This is a genomic window from Reichenbachiella versicolor, from assembly GCF_003171675.1.
Taxonomy (GTDB): Bacteria; Bacteroidota; Bacteroidia; order Cytophagales; family Cyclobacteriaceae; genus Reichenbachiella; species Reichenbachiella versicolor.
This window is the reverse complement of record NZ_QFZQ01000005.1, coordinates 414,789-431,696: the sequence shown is the minus strand read 5'-3', so window position 1 is coordinate 431,696 and position 16,908 is coordinate 414,789. Positions and strand designations below refer to the sequence as shown.

General features: G+C 36.7%; 15 protein-coding genes. 6 read left to right on the top strand and 9 right to left on the bottom strand.

The window, feature by feature from the left end; translation table 11 throughout:
• Nucleotide 1: 1 nt before the first annotated feature.
• Both hisH and hisB read right to left on the bottom strand, forming a co-directional pair.
• Complete coding sequence (gene hisH, locus DKG80_RS12335; RefSeq protein WP_109831648.1) at nt 2–589, bottom strand: imidazole glycerol phosphate synthase subunit HisH; 588 nt, start codon at nt 587–589, stop codon at nt 2–4.
• A gap of 91 nt (nt 590–680) precedes the next feature.
• Nucleotides 681–1,814, bottom strand: coding sequence for a bifunctional histidinol-phosphatase/imidazoleglycerol-phosphate dehydratase HisB (gene hisB / locus DKG80_RS12330; protein ID WP_109831647.1), 1,134 nt, complete (start codon nt 1,812–1,814; stop codon nt 681–683).
• 310 nt (nt 1,815–2,124) lie between these two features.
• Between hisB and DKG80_RS12325 the strand changes: the two genes are divergently transcribed.
• From DKG80_RS12325 to DKG80_RS12305, 5 genes are all read left to right on the top strand, one after another.
• The gene (locus DKG80_RS12325) at nt 2,125–2,766 is read left to right on the top strand and encodes a TetR/AcrR family transcriptional regulator (RefSeq protein ID WP_245907004.1); all 642 of its coding nucleotides are present in this window, start codon (nt 2,125–2,127) and stop codon (nt 2,764–2,766) included.
• A 7-nt stretch (nt 2,767–2,773) separates the two neighbouring features.
• Nucleotides 2,774–4,930 (top strand): peptidase domain-containing ABC transporter, encoded by a 2,157-nt coding sequence (locus tag DKG80_RS12320; RefSeq protein WP_109831645.1) that lies wholly within the window; start codon nt 2,774–2,776, stop codon nt 4,928–4,930.
• Nucleotides 4,931–4,933: 3 nt separating this feature from the next.
• Nucleotides 4,934–6,298 (top strand): HlyD family secretion protein, encoded by a 1,365-nt coding sequence (locus DKG80_RS12315; RefSeq protein ID WP_109831644.1) that lies wholly within the window; start codon nt 4,934–4,936, stop codon nt 6,296–6,298.
• Nucleotides 6,299–7,753 (top strand): TolC family protein, encoded by a 1,455-nt coding sequence (locus tag DKG80_RS12310; protein WP_109831643.1) that lies wholly within the window; start codon nt 6,299–6,301, stop codon nt 7,751–7,753.
• 308 nt (nt 7,754–8,061) lie between these two features.
• Nucleotides 8,062–9,924, top strand: coding sequence for a T9SS type A sorting domain-containing protein (locus tag DKG80_RS12305; protein ID WP_109831642.1), 1,863 nt, complete (start codon nt 8,062–8,064; stop codon nt 9,922–9,924).
• A gap of 340 nt (nt 9,925–10,264) precedes the next feature.
• Here the strand turns inward: DKG80_RS12305 and DKG80_RS12300 are convergent, their stop codons facing one another.
• The 7 genes from DKG80_RS12300 to DKG80_RS12270 all read right to left on the bottom strand — a co-directional run bounded on the left by DKG80_RS12300 (nt 10,265) and on the right by DKG80_RS12270 (nt 16,068).
• Nucleotides 10,265–10,684, bottom strand: a complete 420-nt coding sequence (locus DKG80_RS12300) for a VOC family protein (protein ID WP_109831641.1) — start codon at nt 10,682–10,684, stop codon at nt 10,265–10,267.
• A 7-nt stretch (nt 10,685–10,691) separates the two neighbouring features.
• Nucleotides 10,692–11,723, bottom strand: coding sequence for a histidinol-phosphate transaminase (gene hisC / locus DKG80_RS12295; protein WP_109831640.1), 1,032 nt, complete (start codon nt 11,721–11,723; stop codon nt 10,692–10,694).
• A 106-nt stretch (nt 11,724–11,829) separates the two neighbouring features.
• Nucleotides 11,830–13,116: a histidinol dehydrogenase gene (hisD, locus tag DKG80_RS12290; protein WP_109831639.1), complete on the bottom strand. Its 1,287-nt coding sequence runs from the start codon at nt 13,114–13,116 to the stop codon at nt 11,830–11,832.
• Nucleotides 13,113–13,970: an ATP phosphoribosyltransferase gene (hisG, locus tag DKG80_RS12285; protein WP_109831638.1), complete on the bottom strand. Its 858-nt coding sequence runs from the start codon at nt 13,968–13,970 to the stop codon at nt 13,113–13,115. Before hisG ends, hisD begins: the two co-directional genes overlap by 4 nt.
• 239 nt (nt 13,971–14,209) lie before the next feature.
• Nucleotides 14,210–15,001 (bottom strand): M48 family metallopeptidase, encoded by a 792-nt coding sequence (locus tag DKG80_RS12280; RefSeq protein WP_109831637.1) that lies wholly within the window; start codon nt 14,999–15,001, stop codon nt 14,210–14,212.
• Nucleotides 14,998–15,483 (bottom strand): DUF4870 domain-containing protein, encoded by a 486-nt coding sequence (locus DKG80_RS12275; protein WP_109831636.1) that lies wholly within the window; start codon nt 15,481–15,483, stop codon nt 14,998–15,000. The genes DKG80_RS12280 and DKG80_RS12275 overlap by 4 nt, the downstream gene beginning before the upstream one ends.
• 3 nt (nt 15,484–15,486) lie before the next feature.
• The gene (locus DKG80_RS12270; protein WP_109831635.1) at nt 15,487–16,068 is read right to left on the bottom strand and encodes a DUF4389 domain-containing protein; all 582 of its coding nucleotides are present in this window, start codon (nt 16,066–16,068) and stop codon (nt 15,487–15,489) included.
• Between the two features lie 389 nt (nt 16,069–16,457).
• On the opposite strand from DKG80_RS12270, the gene DKG80_RS12265 reads away from it, so the two are divergent.
• Complete coding sequence (locus DKG80_RS12265) at nt 16,458–16,859, top strand: globin (RefSeq protein WP_109831634.1); 402 nt, start codon at nt 16,458–16,460, stop codon at nt 16,857–16,859.
• The last annotated feature ends 49 nt before the right edge of the window (nt 16,860–16,908 follow it).

Sequence of the window (16,908 nt, the reverse complement as noted above, 5' to 3'; positions counted from 1 at the left end):
ATTACATTTTTATGAAGTTTTCTAAAATTTTCTGACCTGCTAAACCACTTTTTTCAGGGTGAAATTGACACCCGTAGAAGTTATCTTTATGCAAAGCAGCACTGAATGCTTCTGGATAGTTAGCTTTAGCTATTGTCCATTCGGAAGCAGGAACGAAGTAGGAGTGTACGAAGTAGACGTGCTCGTTCTCTTTTAATCCTTCCATGAGAGGAGTTTTAAGCCCTTCGATTTGATTCCACCCCATATGCGGAACTTTGACTTCATTACCTTCAAAAAGATCTACTGATAGAGGGAAGATTCCCAATCCATCTGTATTTCCTTCCTGCATATAATTACACATCATTTGCATACCTAGGCAGATGCCTAAAAAAGGCTGTTTGGCCTCTTTAATTACATCTATAAGGTTGTTGGCTTTCAAGTCTCGCATAGAGGAACTAGCTTCACCTTGTCCAGGGAATATTAGTTTGTCAGCAGATTTGATAACTTCAGGATCGTTGCTAAGCTCTGCATTGAGCCCCAGTCGTTCGCATGCGAACTTTACAGACTTTACGTTTCCAGCCCCGTAATCGATTATTACTACTTTGCTCATTGTATTTGTGTCAGTGTCATTGCGATAAAGAAGAGGTCTGTTTAGTTGACAGATGGTTTAGCTTCATTTCTTACCTGCATTGACTAATATTTTATAGCATCCCCTTCGTAGAGGGTAATATCATTTTGTCCTTATCTCTTTTTACAGCCATTTTGATAGCTTTAGCAAAAGCTTTGAAAATACCTTCAATCTTATGATGCTCATTGTCACCTTCAGCTTTGATGTTTAGGTTACATTTTGCTGCATCAGAAAATGATTTAAAGAAATGAAAGAACATTTCAGTAGGCATCTTACCCACCATTTCTCTTTTAAATTCTGCGTCCCATTCAATCCAATTTCGACCACCAAAATCCAATGCTACTTGGCATAGACAGTCATCCATTGGAAGGCAGAACCCATATCTTTCGATGCCTTTTTTATTACCAAGTGCTTCATTAATAGCTTCCCCCAGAGCAATACCTGTATCTTCGATTGTATGATGCTCGTCCACTTCAAGATCTCCTTTTACATGGATTTTTAAATCCAAGAGACCATGCTTAGCAATTTGATCCAGCATGTGATCGAAAAATTTCAATCCAGTATTTACGTCAGCTTGACCAGTTCCGTCAAGTTCTACCTGTATATCAATATCAGTTTCTTTCGTTGTTCTCTTTACAGAAGAAGTGCGGCTTCCTTTACTTACAAGATTATAGATCTCTTCCCAGTCTGTAGTGGTCAGTGCAATAGTTGGCTGTAGGTCTTCTATTTTATTAGCAAGTTCTTCTGCGCCTAAACCTTCTTCATTCTGTATAAAAATAGCTTTTGCTCCGAGATTCTTTGCTAATTCTACATCGGTAATTCTATCCCCGATTACGAAAGAATTGGCTAAATCATAATCGCCTTCTAAATACTTAGTTAGCATACCTGTCCTAGGTTTACGAGTTGGAGCATTATCTGCGGGGAAACTTCTATCGATTTTTACGGCATCAAATATTACGCCCTCGTTCTCAAAGGCCTTCATACATTTGTTGTGTGCAGGCCAGAAAGTGTCCTCTGGAAATGAGTCAGTGCCAAGTCCGTCTTGGTTTGTGACCATTACTAATTCATATCCAAGTTTGGAAATTTTTGCCATCCACTGAAAGGCTCCAGGATAGAACTCCAGTTTTTCAAGTGAATCTAGTTGGTAATCGACTGGTGGTTCGAGAACCAAAGTACCGTCCCGATCTATGAATAAAACTTTTTTCATGCTTATTTTTTTGTTCTCCTGATCAGTTTTTAGTCTGAATTTGAGAATAAGAGCGCAAAGTTACTTTATAATCATGAACATGGGAATCTAAAAAAGTATAAGAGACAATGCGAATCACTGCATTTTGAATTAATGAAAGAAAATACAATTTGAGTCATTCATAAATATTGTATTATCCATGTCATAAAGTAAATAAATCAATGATAGTGTAACTATTATTATTGATGATAGTAATATTACCGTGACTAACTAAAAAACTATTTTTGATAATATGCCTGCTATTCAACTACTCTTGAATAAAAATCTATTTGTGAAGGATCCACAGGAAACAGAACTTGGCAAAAAGATAATTAAAGAGAGTGTAACCATGATTGATGAATTGGGTTTTGAAGGTTTTACTTTCAAAAAACTAGCAGCTAAAATTGATTCAACTGAAGCTTCTATTTATCGATATTTCGAAAATAAGCATCGACTGTTAGTATACGTAATAGCTTGGTACTGGAATTGGCTTGAATATAAAATCGATTTTGGTACTCACAACATTGAAAATCCAGTAGATAGGTTGAAAGTAGCTCTCAAAATAATCACGGAAAAAAAAGAGCCAGATCCACTATTTCCTCAGGTCATGGAAGATGCGCTTCATAGAATAGTAATTTCCGAATCCAACAAAACTTTTTTGACTAAGACAGTAGATGAGGATAATAGAGATGGTTTATTCAGAGGTTTTAAGTCTCTTTGCGAAAAAGTTGCTTCTATAGTGACAGAGATTGATGCTTCATTTAAATATCCACATTCACTTATTAGTACAGTGATGCAGGCAGCACACCAACAAGTGTTCTACGCGGAACATATACCTACGCTTACTGATCTAAACCAAGAAGAAATGAATATCTATCAAAAGAATGAAGATTTTCTACAGAACGTAGTGTTTAATTGCATAAAAACCAGCTAAAGCATTTATGAGAAGTGATCATATAGTACAAATAATAAAAGAGTCTGCTGCTATTCTTCAGCATGAAGACTTTACAGTTACTAATATTCAGCCCACACCTAGGCACTATGAAGTAGTGGATAGAGCTGAATTTAAAAGAGACTTGATAGAAGCTGCTAATGGGCAAGGCATCGTTTATCTAGAAAATACATTGGGATATGACGAATTCGTATCATTTTTATGCGAATCACACATTCCAATAGTTGCTTTCGAAGAAAATGAGGATCAATTGACTCCTTTGATATTTTATAATGTCAAAAGGAAAAATATGATGCTTAGAATTCGCGAAAACTCTTCTGAGGTGGTAGAAATCAGTAGAGAAAATCTTCCCAAGATTCACGTAGAAGATGGTATAGTGATTTTTCTTGGAGTCTTTGCATATAAAAGTTTAGTGAGTAATGATGAAGAGAAGACTCCTCTTACTCCCTTTCAGCGACTGATAAGACTACTTTCAGAAGAGAAAAAGGATATCATATACATTTACTTTTATGCTGTTTTAGTCGGGCTTATAAGTTTGTCACTACCAGTTGGTATTCAAGCCACTGTTGGTCTTATATCTGGAGGTGTGTTTTTTAGCTCAGTCTATGTTTTGATAGGCCTGGTGATAGTAGGAGTTTTAGCTGCTGGTGGATTGCAGATCACACAGATAACCTTAGTGGAATATTTACAACGGCGAGTATTTACGAAAGCTGCATTTGAATTTGCATTTAGAATTCCTAGGATAAAATCTGAAGCACTCTTAAAGTACTATGCTCCAGAGTTGATGAATAGATTTTTTGATGTTTTGACCATTCAAAAGGGTCTTCCTAAACTTTTGATTGACTTATCAGCTGGTGTGATTCAAATTCTATTTGGTCTCATGCTGCTTTCTTTCTATCACCCGTTTTTTGTCTTCTTTAGTTTGTTCTTAGTAGGTCTACTTACTTCTATATTTTATGCCACCGGTCCAAAAGGGCTCAGTTCTTCAATTAAAGAGTCTAAGTTCAAGTACAGAGTGGTCTATTGGTTGGAAGAATTAGCTCGAACAATTAATTCTTTTAAGCTATCTGGTAACACACCACTTCCAATGAGAAAGACGGATTTTATGGTGAATAACTATTTGAAAAATAGGAAAATACACTTCCGAATACTGCTGAGTCAATATTCATTTGTTCTATTATTCAAGACCTTAGTTACAGGAGGGTTGCTGATCATAGGTACGATGTTGGTAGTACAAAGAGAGATTACATTGGGGCAGTTTGTTGCAGCAGAAGTGATTATCATTTTGACCTTAAGTTCTGTTGAGAAGATTATCATGTATATGGATGTTGTCTATGACATGTTGACCGCAGTGGATAAGATATCTCTAGTTACTGATTTACCACTAGAGAAAAGCGGAGGATTGGATATTCCACCTTCGCATATAGGAAAAGGGTTTGCCGTTCATATGAAAGGGTTGAAATATAAGTTTCCAGGTAAGTCTAACTACGCACTGAATAATATAGATCTCAAAATCGAAAAGAGAGAACGAGTTTGTATAGCAGGAAGAGGCGGATCTGGTAGAAGAGTATTGACTAGTACAATTTCTGGATTTAATAATCATTTTGAAGGTTTGCTGACCATTAACAACTATTCTCTGAGAGATTTAGATTTAATGAGTCTAAGGGACTTGATTGGTAAAAATGTTTCTCAGGATGATATTTTTGAAGGGACAATTTTAGAGAATATCATATTGTCTAAACCAAATGCAATTCCTGAAGATGCGCTGTGGGCATTAGAGAAAGTAGGTATTCTTGATGCGATTAACGCTATGCCTGACGGATTGAATACTACTATGATGAGTAGTGGAAAAGGTTTGTCTAGGGATTTAATAAATAAAATCATTTTAGCAAGGTGTCTGTCCAAAAGGCCAGAGCTTTTGATTTTGAATGATTTTTTCAATGATTTCTTGAGATCTGAACGAAGAGAACTCATGAATATGCTAGCCGACCCGGATAACCCTTGGACACTTGTTGTAGTATCGAACGACCGTTTGATAATGGATAAGTGTGATAGAGTGATAATAATGGAAAAAGGAACTATCAAAACAGAAGGTACTTATCAAGAACTTCTGGAACAAGGTGAGCTAGATGCTTTAATTAACTAGGACATGGAGAATAAAGCCCAATATACAGAGACTGAGATCTATACACTAAGAACACTCAAGACTCCAGGGACAGGTAGAGTGCTTGCCAGATGGTTGATGGGACTGTCAGCCGTTTTTATTATTCTACTCTTCCTACCTTGGCAACAAAACATTCGTGGTACTGGAAAAATTACTGCATTTACTCCAGCGAATAGGCCACAATCGGTAGAATCGGCCATTGCTGGTAGAATAGCAAATTGGAATATTAGAGAAGGACAATTTGTGAACGAAGGAGACACTATTTTGACTTTAAGTGAAATAAAGGACAAATATTTTGACCCTGACTTACTTTTAAGAATGCGGGAGCAATTAGAAGCAAAAGAGCAAAGTATCTCTTCTAAAACTTCAAAATCTGAAGCTTTGAGAAGTCAAATTAGGGCTCTGAATCAAGCAAAAAACGTCAAGTATAAACAAGCACAAAACAAGCTGAAGCAAACTAGACTAAAGTTGACTAGTGATAGTGTTGATTTTCTTGCTCAAGAAGTAAGGTTTCAAAACTTCAAAAATCAGTATGAGCGAAATAAAAAGCTGTACGAAGCAGGAAACACCACACTAACTAAGTTTCAGGATAAAGAATCAAAATATCAGGAGGCAAGAATGAAAATCGTTTCTTCTGAAAACAAATATCTTCAAACGAAGGCGGAGGTAATCAATGCAGAAGTGAATCTAGCAGGTGTTCAAGCAGAGTATCAAGACAAAATCAATAAAGCAGAGTCAAATCTGAATGCCACTTTAGCTGATATGTTCGATAGCCAAGCTTCTCTTTCTAAGTTAAGAAATGAGTACTCTAACATGCAGATTAGAAACGAACAATACCAAGTGTTGGCTCCACAATCAGGGTATCTGGTTAAGGCTATGCGAGCAGGTATTGGGGAAACCATCAAAGAAGGAGAGGCTGTCGCTACCATCATGCCTGCTGATCCAGATATAGCAGTAGAGATGTATGTACAAGCTATGGATGTTCCTTTGATCTCCATTGGAAGAAAAGTTAGAATTGAATTTGATGGATGGCCCGCATTGCAGTTTAGTGGATGGCCTAGTGTGTCAGTTGGTACATTTGGAGGTGTTGTTCAAGTCATAGATTTTGTACAGAGTAAGCAAGGTAAGTTTAGAATTCTTGTTACTCCGGATCCAGATGATGATCCTTGGCCAGCTTTATTGAGATTTGGCTCTGGCACCAATGGTTGGGTTATGCTGGATAGTGTTCCTTTATGGTTTGAACTTTGGAGACAGCTCAATGGATTCCCTCCTAGCTTGTACATGGAACCAGATGAAGAAAAAGAAAAGAAATCTAAGAGCCAAGTAGCACCTAAACTGAAGGTTAAGTAGATGAGAAGTTATTTATTGACCACATTACTTTTCGTAGCTTGCTTAAGTGTCAAGGGGCAACCTGTTGAGAAGGACTCAGGTAGTCTATCCGATTCAGTGGGTGTATTGACATTTGATGTGTTTTACGCCTATGTTATTGACAATCATCCGATAGTCAAACAGGCAGCATTGCTCAGTGAAAGTGCAGCTCAGGAGCTTAGACTTGCAAGAGGTAGTTTTGATCCTAAATTAGAAGGGTCGTGGGACTATAAAGAGTATAAGAGTAAAGAATACTACAACAAGATTGGAGCTGGATTAAAAGTCCCTACTTGGTTTCCTATAGATCCAAAGGTGGGGTTTAAGCAAAACCAAGGAGTGTTTGCCGATGGAGACGGTCCAGATTATATCTCGGATGATACCAATAATCAGCAACTATACGCGGGAATCTCTTTACCGATAGGAAAAGGTCTTTTTATTGATGAAAGAAGAGCTCTGGTAAAGAAGGCTAAAGTGCTTCAAAACATGGCTGATGCTGAGCAAATTAAGGAAATAAATAAGATCTTGCTTACTGCGGCCAAGGATTATTGGCAATGGTATTTTGCGTACAAGAATTACGATTTGCTTGAGCAAAGTATCACATTGGCACAAGATATATTTGACCGTTCTTTAATGGCATTTGAATTAGGAGAGCTTGCAGCTATTGATACTATGCAAGCAAAAATTACTTTGCAGACAAGAAGTCTTGATTTTCAACAAGCTAATATCGAGCGAATTGATGCTGGTTTAAGACTTTCAAATCATCTATGGAATGAGGGAGGTTTTCCGTTAGAAATTCCAGATGATGTAAAACCAGAAGAGTCACAGTCTGAGACTATGGACGGTGAAATTTTAGGTCAGTTAGTAGAGATGGCTAGGGATAATCATCCTGAATTGGTTAAGCTTGACTTAAAAAATGAGTCTTTGGCGATTGATAGAAAATTAGCAAAAGAGAACTTAAAGCCACAGTTGGATCTTGATTATACTATTCTTGATCAGCCTTTGACACCTCAATCTGATAATGTAGGGATAGATTTTACAGATAATTATAAGTTCGGTGCTACTTTTTCATTTCCTTTATTACTCCGAAAAGAGAGGGCTAAATTGAAACAACTAAACATTAAGATTGATCAGAATCAATTCGAAAGAAGTTTCAGAGAAAGAGAAATTGTAAATGATATATCTGCAAGATATAGATCAGTATTGGTCACTGGGAATATGTTGGAACAGCAAAAAGATATGGTAAGAAGCTATGAATTGATTTTAGAAGCCGAACGCTTGAATCTAGAAAATGGAGAAAGTGATTTATTTAAAATCAATGTCCAATTTGATAAAATGCTAAAATCTCAGACCAAGCTTTTAAAACTTAGATCTCAATATCAAAAAGACGTGGCAGGTTTATACTGGGCAGCTGGTATAGCAAACCTTGGTATTGAATAATAACTATTCATGCATTAAGGCTTTTTCAAGAGAAGTCTATTGTGTGTTTCAAGAGGTATCTTTTAAACTCGAATCAGTAGTAAAAATTTATATACTGCTGCTCTTCTATCTTTCAGGAATTCTTAAAATAAAAAGTTAACTCTAAAAAATTCTGTTGTATTAACAACGTTCTTTTTGAAGGTTGTAGCGTTTTTGTCTAGTCCAGTTCTTCTTCATGCTATACTGAAAATTAATTAATTGTATCACTTAAACTAGTGCAGACAGACGAGTGATGACACTCGTTATTATTTAATTTTCAATTATTAGCTATGAAAAATGTTTACCTATTTACGGTAGCTTGTATGCTATTGTTCAATTATCAAAACGCTTTTGCTCAGTATGAATGGGATAATATACCGATACCAGCGAACCCTGGCAACGGTAATGTGTGGAGTCTAGAAAACTCCTTGTCAGACGATTTTAGTTACACTGCGTCCTTTGGTGCTGGTGAGTTTGCAAGTAGATCTAATTTTGGTCCAAATAACCAGTGGTATAATTTCTATCACAACCCATGGGATGGGCCTGGTTATACTTATTGGGATAATTCTAATGTTTCAGTAGATGGTGATAACCTCGTGATTACCGTAGGATATACACCTGAAACTACTAAAGGAGGTACACATGGTGTTGCTTCTGGCTGTGTTACTTCAAATGCTAGAGTTAGTTATCCAGTATATGTAGAATCATCACTAAGTGTAGCCAATATTTCGTTGGCTTCTTGTTTTTGGCTTTTGAGTCCTGATGATACTGAGGAGATTGATATTATTGAAAACTATGGAGGCGTAGATTGGTTTAAAAATTACACTCACATTAGTCATCATTCTTTTGTAAGAAACCCTTTTACTGATTATCAGCCAAGAGATAGGAATAGTTGGTATCCAATCCCTCAAGTGACCGCTGCTGGTGGTTGGGGACCATATTGTTGGAATGGAGGTAATCGCCGGTATATGAGGATGGGAGTGAATTGGATAGGTCCAAAGCATTGGGAATATTATATTAATGGAGAGTTGGTAAGAGTGATGTATTATAACGCCATGGCGACCAAAATAAATGGGACTTGGCAATACACTTATTATAATTCAGTAACAGCTAATGCCAATGGATACTTTTTTCCTACAAATGGAGGGGATGGCTATTCACTGGTTACCACCCATAGTACTAGTAATAATTACAGCTTTAATACCCTAAAGGCTGCTAGTAATGCTTCAAACGGTTATAGTGTGATTGATACAGGGTGGTTTCAAGGAGGAGATAATACTGATGAAGACGGTAATGGAATTACAGTCGAAGCTAAAGGTTTCACAAAAGAGTTAGATATTATAATAAATATGGAGTCTCAAAGTTGGTTGACTAATGCTACTCCATCGCAATCTGATCTGAACTCGGCGTCTAAAAATCAGATGAAAGTTGACTGGGTAAGAGTATATAAGCCTGTAGGCTCGAATTCTGGTGGCGGAGGTGGGGCCAGTTCCATAACAATAGAAGCAGAGGATTTATCTTCTCATGGTGGTACTTTTGATGATGGTTATGTACCATTTGGAGTAAACATAAATACTGGAACTGGAATCAATTGGGTAAATAAAGGAGACTATGCAGACTATCAAATTACTATTCCTGAAGATGGGGCTTATGAAATTACATACTACGTTTCGTCTCCTATGACAGGTTCAACAATCAAGTTTGGGATGGGGTCGAATGTCTGGAACTCTACCATAGTTCCTAACTCGGGTTCTTGGGAAAACTATCAACCTTTGAAAGCTATTGCCAAGGCAAACTTTACAAAGGGAAAACATGTGGTTAGGCTTTCGGCAGGAGGAACCAACTGGACATGGAATCTAGATAGGTTTGCATTGAAAAAAGTTGGAGCAATTAATTCAAGGGCAATAAGTATGGGAAGCGAATCATCGATGAATGATCAACTCCTTTTGGTACCCAACCCTGCAACGGATTTTGTTGGTATTCAAGGATTAGGACAGGGGAGGTATGAGGTCTCGATATTCTCTATGGAAGGGATAAAAGTTTCGACTCAGACTATAAATGGTTCTTTCCCTAATCTGTCATTGGACAATTTATCTCCTGGCCTCTATCTAGTTAAAGTATCAAATAAAACAATGAGACTAGTAGTAGAGTAATCACATCAATTCAAGAGGAGGGATTTTATCAGAATTTCCTTCTCTTGAATTGTACATCAAAGCAATGGACTTGATGTACATATTGAGATATCATTCGGTTTATGCTGTTCCAATAGAATTTACTAAGTTCTACTATTTTCAGTCTTCTATTGAGTAACCTTAGAATCAATGCAATGTCTTTACCTCCCCTATGCGGGACAAGTGTTGGACAGCATAGGGGAACAAATCTGTCCTGCATAAGGGACAATTCTCTTCGAAATTTTATCAAAGTCTCAAAATCTCTTTTGAATAGATTGTTATTAATCTAAAACTACTATAATTCATACTTAAAGAACTATCATCAAGTCACATTACCAGTATCATCCATTTCTAGAAATGGATTGAAAGCTATTTCCCAAAGGTTATCATCAGGATCTGCTATATAGCTACTGTAGCCACCCCAGAAAACCTCTTGTGGTTCTTTTACTATTTTGACGTCTTTAGATCTTAAATTAGCTATAGTCTTATCCACATCTTCTTTGGATCTACAGTTGTAGGCCAACGTAAACTTTTTGAAGCCTATTCCTTCGGGTGATACTTCAGCATCTTCTGCTAATTTATCCTCAGGATAAAGAGATAATAATATTCCATTCAATTGAATAAAAGTGATTGACTCTGTACTGCTTGGTAGTTTGGCCCATCCAAACTTTTCTTCATAGAACTTAGTTGATGAGACTAAGTCTTTTACTCCCAATCCGATAATAGTTAGTCGTTGATCCATATTCCTTTTATTTGAAAGCCTTTATCCCTTCTATCAATTTAACATTCTCCTCAGGGGTGCCTATTGTGATTCTAATACAATCCTTACACAAATACTCCTTGGTTCTATTTCTAACAATGATCTTGTGTTCAAGCAAGAATTCATACAATGCATTTGCATTTGGTACTTTGACTAAAAGGAAATTAGCATCTGATGGATGAATTTTTTCTATCAATTCAATCTTAGCAAGAGCTGATTCCATCTTGTCTTTTTCTTCCATGATAGTTGCCAAGTGCTTATCAAATTCATCTTTATTATTTAATGCTTCTAGGGCTCTTTGCTGAGAAAGCTCATTAACGTTGTACGGAGGCTTAATTGCATTGAGTATAGTGATGATTTCTTTGGATGCATAACACATACCAACTCTTAACCCGGCTAATCCCCAAGCTTTTGAAAGTGTTTGGCAAACAATCAAGTTTGAGTATTGTTTAAGCTTGGTAATCCATGAATTAGCATGCGCGAAATCAATGTAAGCTTCGTCGATTACAACGATTCCTTTTTTACTTTCAAGAACCTTGGTGATGGCTTCCTCTTGAAGCAAATTACCTGAAGGGTTATTAGGAGAACAAATAAAGAAGATCTTAGTACGTTCGTCTGATGCGTTAATTATTTCTTCCGCATTCAGTATGAACCCTTCTTCTAGATTCACTTTTCTCAGTTCTACATCATTGACTTCACAGAGTACTGGATACATTCCGTAGCTAGGGTTGTGAGAAATGATGTTGTCCTGTTTTGGCTCGCAAAATACCCGGAATATTAAATCTAGTACTTCATCACTACCATTTCCAATCAACATGTTTTCGGTAGGAATTCCTTTGATTTCACTCAAGCGATTTTTTACCTGCATTTGGTACGGATCAGGATAGCGATTGACACCATTTTCAAACGGATTCTCATTGGCATCTATATACACTTCTGCTATCTCCGTGAATTCGTCTCTAGCAGAAGAATATGGAGTTAGAGCAAGAATATTGGGTCTTATTAGTTTTTTTATATCCACTTCTAGATAGAAGAATAGTTTTTCGACTTAAGGTAGGGACTAAACTTTTAAAAATGTAATTACATCTCTTTTTTAGATTCCTACAGAAAGTCGAAAAAGCAGTTAATTATTTATTTAAATAATCAAGCCTTACTGTTACGGCATTTTTGTGCGCTTGCAACAGTTCAGCTTCGGCCATATGCTCTATTGCTGGGCCAATGTTCTGAATGCCTTCAGCACTGATTTTTTGGAAAGTGATTTTCTTAAAATAGGCATCCAAGTTTACACCACTATATGATCTAGCATAGCCATTAGTAGGAAGTGTATGATTCGTGCCAGAGGCATAATCACCTGCACTTTCAGGAGTGTAATTCCCGATAAATACGGATCCAGCGTTTTTCAATCCATTCAAATAGAAATCTTCATTTTCTACGCAAAGGATATAATGTTCAGGAGCATAATCATTAATGAAGTCAACGCAACTTTGATCATCGCCAATACAAATGATTTTAGAATTGCTAATTGCTTTCTCGGCAATTTCCTTTCTTGGCAAAACTGATATTTGTTTTTCCAATTCTTTTTGTATTTCAGCAATCTGATCTTCGGATTTTACAACACAGATTACCTGACTATCTACGCCGTGCTCGGCTTGAGAAAGTAGATCGGACACCACAAACTCAGCTTTGGCTGATTGATCTGCCATTACTAAAAGCTCTGATGGTCCAGCAGGCATATCTATTGCTACGCCCAGTTGGGCAGCTCTTTGTTTGGCCGCTGTGACATATTGATTACCTGGACCAAATATTTTATCTACACTTGGAATAGATTCCGTTCCAAAGGTCAAAGCTCCTATTGCTTGAATTCCTCCCGCTTTGAATATTTTTTTCACGCCAGCGTATTGAGCAGCAAAAAGAATAGCAGGGTTAACACTACCATCAGAAGATGGTGGAGTGCATAGTACAATTTCTTCACAACCTGCAATCTTAGCAGGGATAGCCAGCATCAAGACAGTCGAGAATAAAGGAGCCGTTCCTCCTGGAATATATATACCTACTTTCTGTATTGGTCTTGGCTCTTGCCAACATTTTACTCCTGATGCAGTTTCGATTTCTACATTAGACGGCATTTGAGCTTTGTGAAACACCTCAATGTTATTCGCCGCTAACTCAATTGCATCTTTTAGTTCATTGCTGATTAGACCGGCTGCAGCTTCGACTTCTTCACGAGTAGTTGCTAATCCTTCTAACTGAGCTTTATCAAATTTTGCAGTGTATTCTTTGACTGCGCTATCTCCTGCTTTTTTAATGTCTTCAAATACACCATTTACCAAGGACTGAAGATCTTGTTGTTCTAGTTCAGGTCTTTTGACCAAATCGCTCCACTCGGATCTTTCGGGATTGATAGAGACAATCATAGTACCATTTTTTCGATTGGAACGATCAATAAACCTTCAGCACCAGCACCTTTCAGCTGATCTATTACTTCCCAGAATTTACTTTCTTCCATTACAGTATGTACGGAAGACCATCCTTCCTCTGCTAATGGCACTACGGTAGGGCTTTTCATTCCTGGTAATACTTTGATAATCTCATCAACTTTGTCATTAGGAGCGTTCATCAACACATACTTAGACTTTTCACCTTTTTGAACCGCATCTAGTCTAAAAAGTATAGTTTCTAGAAGTTCTTCTTGCTCAGCAGTGAGATTTTTGTTTTTTACTAGAACCGCTTCCGATTGTAGAATAATGTCTTTTTCTACCAAACCATTTTTAAACAAAGTACTACCTGAACTCACTAAGTCACATATCCCTTCTGCTAAACCAATATTGGGTGCAATCTCTACAGAGCCCTTGATGACGTGTACTTCAGTTTTCACACCTACTTTTTCCATGTATTGCTTCACCGTATTAGGGTAGGAAGTAGCAATCTTTTTGCCTTCGAAGAACTCAGGTCCAGGATAGTTAGTGTCCTTTGGAACTGCTAATGAAAGTTTACACTTAGAAAAACCAAGCTTCCTTACTACTTCGACATCGTTGCCAGTTTCAACTAGTAAATTTTCTCCTACAATAGCTATATCTGCTACGCCATCTTCTACATACTGAGGAATATCACCATTGCGTAGGTATAGCACATCAAGAGGGAAGTTGGCTGCACTAGCTTTTAATTGATCCTTTCCGTTTTCGATTCTTATGCCGCAGTTCTTAAGCAACTTGATCGAGTCTTCATTTAATCTTCCTGACTTCTGTACCGCAATTTTTAATGTACTCATTGTGTTTTTAGAGTTTGTCGTCTGAGTTATTTGGGTGGTATAAAAAATCCCGTCCAAAATTAATCAGACGGGATTGAATTGAATATTTTAAGACATTACAATATCACCTCGCCTGAGCGAATGGATGGTGATGATGATGTAATGTTTTGTTGTTCATGTTTTATTATTTCGTGGCAAAGATAGAAATGTTTTGTTAATGAACCATTCTATAGATAATGACTAACGATGACATAGCATATCTATTCAGTTATGTAGTTTTGAACCAGTGACCAATCGATATTTAAACTCTCTTCTTTAAAATCTTCAGGAAGTTCTTTCTCAGCTGATTTTTTTATCCTGTCATTGTTCATGGGATGGGTTTGAATAATCTCTATGTCTGGTATTATGTCATGATCATGCTGTTTCATCTTCAGAAAAAACTGACCAAGTCTTCTTGGGTTTAGCCTACTTTTTATTGCTAACTCTAGTGCATAATCATCAGCCTCTTCTTCATTTTTGCGATCGAAGGCCGTTGAAATACTCAATTTAGCTAGTTCTGAGATTAGCACTGGATCACCGCCAGTAGCGATAGAAAATAGAGTTTCCATTCCAATAATCTTTACCATTTTTTCGATTACATGCTTATTCTCAGCATGACCGATTTCATGAGCTAAAATCAAGGCCATTTCTTCCGCATGATCGAGCTTTTCTATGAGTCCGGTGAAAACATAAAGTTGTCCATTCAATGATGTAAAAGCATTTACCTGTGAGTCTCTGATAATGGTAACTTTGTAATCATAAGATACAGTATCCATTGACTCTGTTAGTCGATCCATGATGATGGAAAATGACGAATCTAATTTTTGATTTTCGATGACATCAAAATCATTCATCAAATAATCTGTAAGAAGCTCAGACATGTCTTCTTCCATTTCTTTTGAAACCGAGAATGGATTTTTATCTACCTTGAAATTGTATAGAGAAAACCCAGCCCATATTCCCCCGAATATTAAGAGGAGGATGATTAAGTCTCTCCAGATTTTGGTGCTCATATTTTGGGTGGCTGATTGACTGGCTCTTTACCTTCTTCATCGCGGATTTGGTAAACAGCATGATAGCACAATTTTCCGAAAAACAGGAAATAATACATCTGACCTTTTCTAGCTTTTACTGCACCGACTATGCTGAAAATGAAGTATGCAATGTTTAGAATAGCACCCATGATTAGATATCCCAAGTACATATCAGTTACTTCCATATTCTTAAATAAGAATATTTGTAAAGTCCAAAATACTGCACCAGCATTAACAAGGGTGGTAGGAATCTGACTATACAAAGATTGCATACTATGAAACCTAACAAAACGAGAATTTTTTTGTTGGACAAAATAGTACACGATAGCGGCAATTAGATTGATGATGGGCAATGGGAGACCTGCCCCCATTGCTGCAAACATCATTAAATAAGATCCCATAGCATCTTCCTTCTCTTTTTTGGAAAGACTGCTAGGTTGTTCCAGTTCGTGGTATTCCATAGATTATTTACCTGAGAACGGAGGGTAATCATCAGACATATAGCTTAGGTATAAGTTCAACCTCAAGCCCCATCTCAATGTGCCTACATTAAACCTAAACCATGATTCTGGATAAGAGCCTGTGAATAATACTACCCAAAATGCAAGAAAGTTTAAAAATAGAGTAGCATAGCTTCTAAGTCCTAAAGCAATTCCATGAGGTAATAGAACATATAACCACCCAAAGAAAGCCTTTAGTAAAAGAGTTCCTCTACTAAGGTTTTCTGGATATGGAATATCAAGTTTAAAGGCCTCATCTTCAGCTGATAATCCAAATGCAGGATAGCCGTCTGACAGGTTATATAGTCTTAAATTTACTCTAGTACTCCATTGCATTAGTTTCACTTGGAAATCAAAAAATGATTCTGGGTAACTACCCGTAAATAAAATGATCCAAAAAGAAATGAATGTCAATATCTGGCTCCAGATACTTAGGAAGAGTAATAAAAAAAGATGAGGTAAGGCTATGTAAAAGACTCCAAATAGAGATCTTAATAATAATTCACCACGTGAATATGATTCTTGGTACTTTACTTCAAAAGTCATAATTAAAGAAAATTAGATTTATAATGTTTTTGCCAATTTATCTCAAAGTCTGGTAGATTCCAACCTTCACTACATATTGGCTAGTTTTATTCAGTTACATCAGTTTCTTTAATATTATTCAATTATCTTACTTGTTTTTCTCTTTTTTTGACCACTCCAAGCTAGCCTAATGTTTAGTTCATTACTGAACTGTTATAGGTGTTGTTAGCTGAAAATTCGAGATGACATAGTAGTAGTAATCTTATACGAGTTAGTCTAGTCAAAATTATTGGACATGATTATAGTCATGCTTGAAGTAGTATGATTTAAGGGAATCCTCTATTTTCATTCAGATTCATCAAATCTTATTTTGCCTGTTTACAGTATAAATTCAACAACCAGTCAAGATTATGAGTGAACAGAGTTATGAGAGAGTACAGCAGAGTTATGGTAGATGTATAATTTCAAATGGGTTCTTTGACGATTTTTATAAAAAGTTCATGGACTCAAATAGCGAAATCAAGAAAATGTTTGAAAATACGGATATGACTCAGCAAAAGAAACTGGTGCGTCATGGTTTGAGCTTTGTGATTCAATTTTCGAGTGATTCTTCTATTGCCAAAAATAAAATGAAGGATTTAAGAAAATCACATGCCGCAGATGCAATGGATATTCCAAAATGGATGTATCAAAATTGGCTTAATTCCTTGCTAGAAACCGTGCGGAGCCATGATAAGAGTATAGATACTATTACTTTGAAAGATTGGAAGGTAGTACTCCAAAAAGGTATAGCACAAATATCCGGGGAATAACTTTTTATGTAATAAAAAAACCGCCATGGATTAAAATAGAGACATGGCG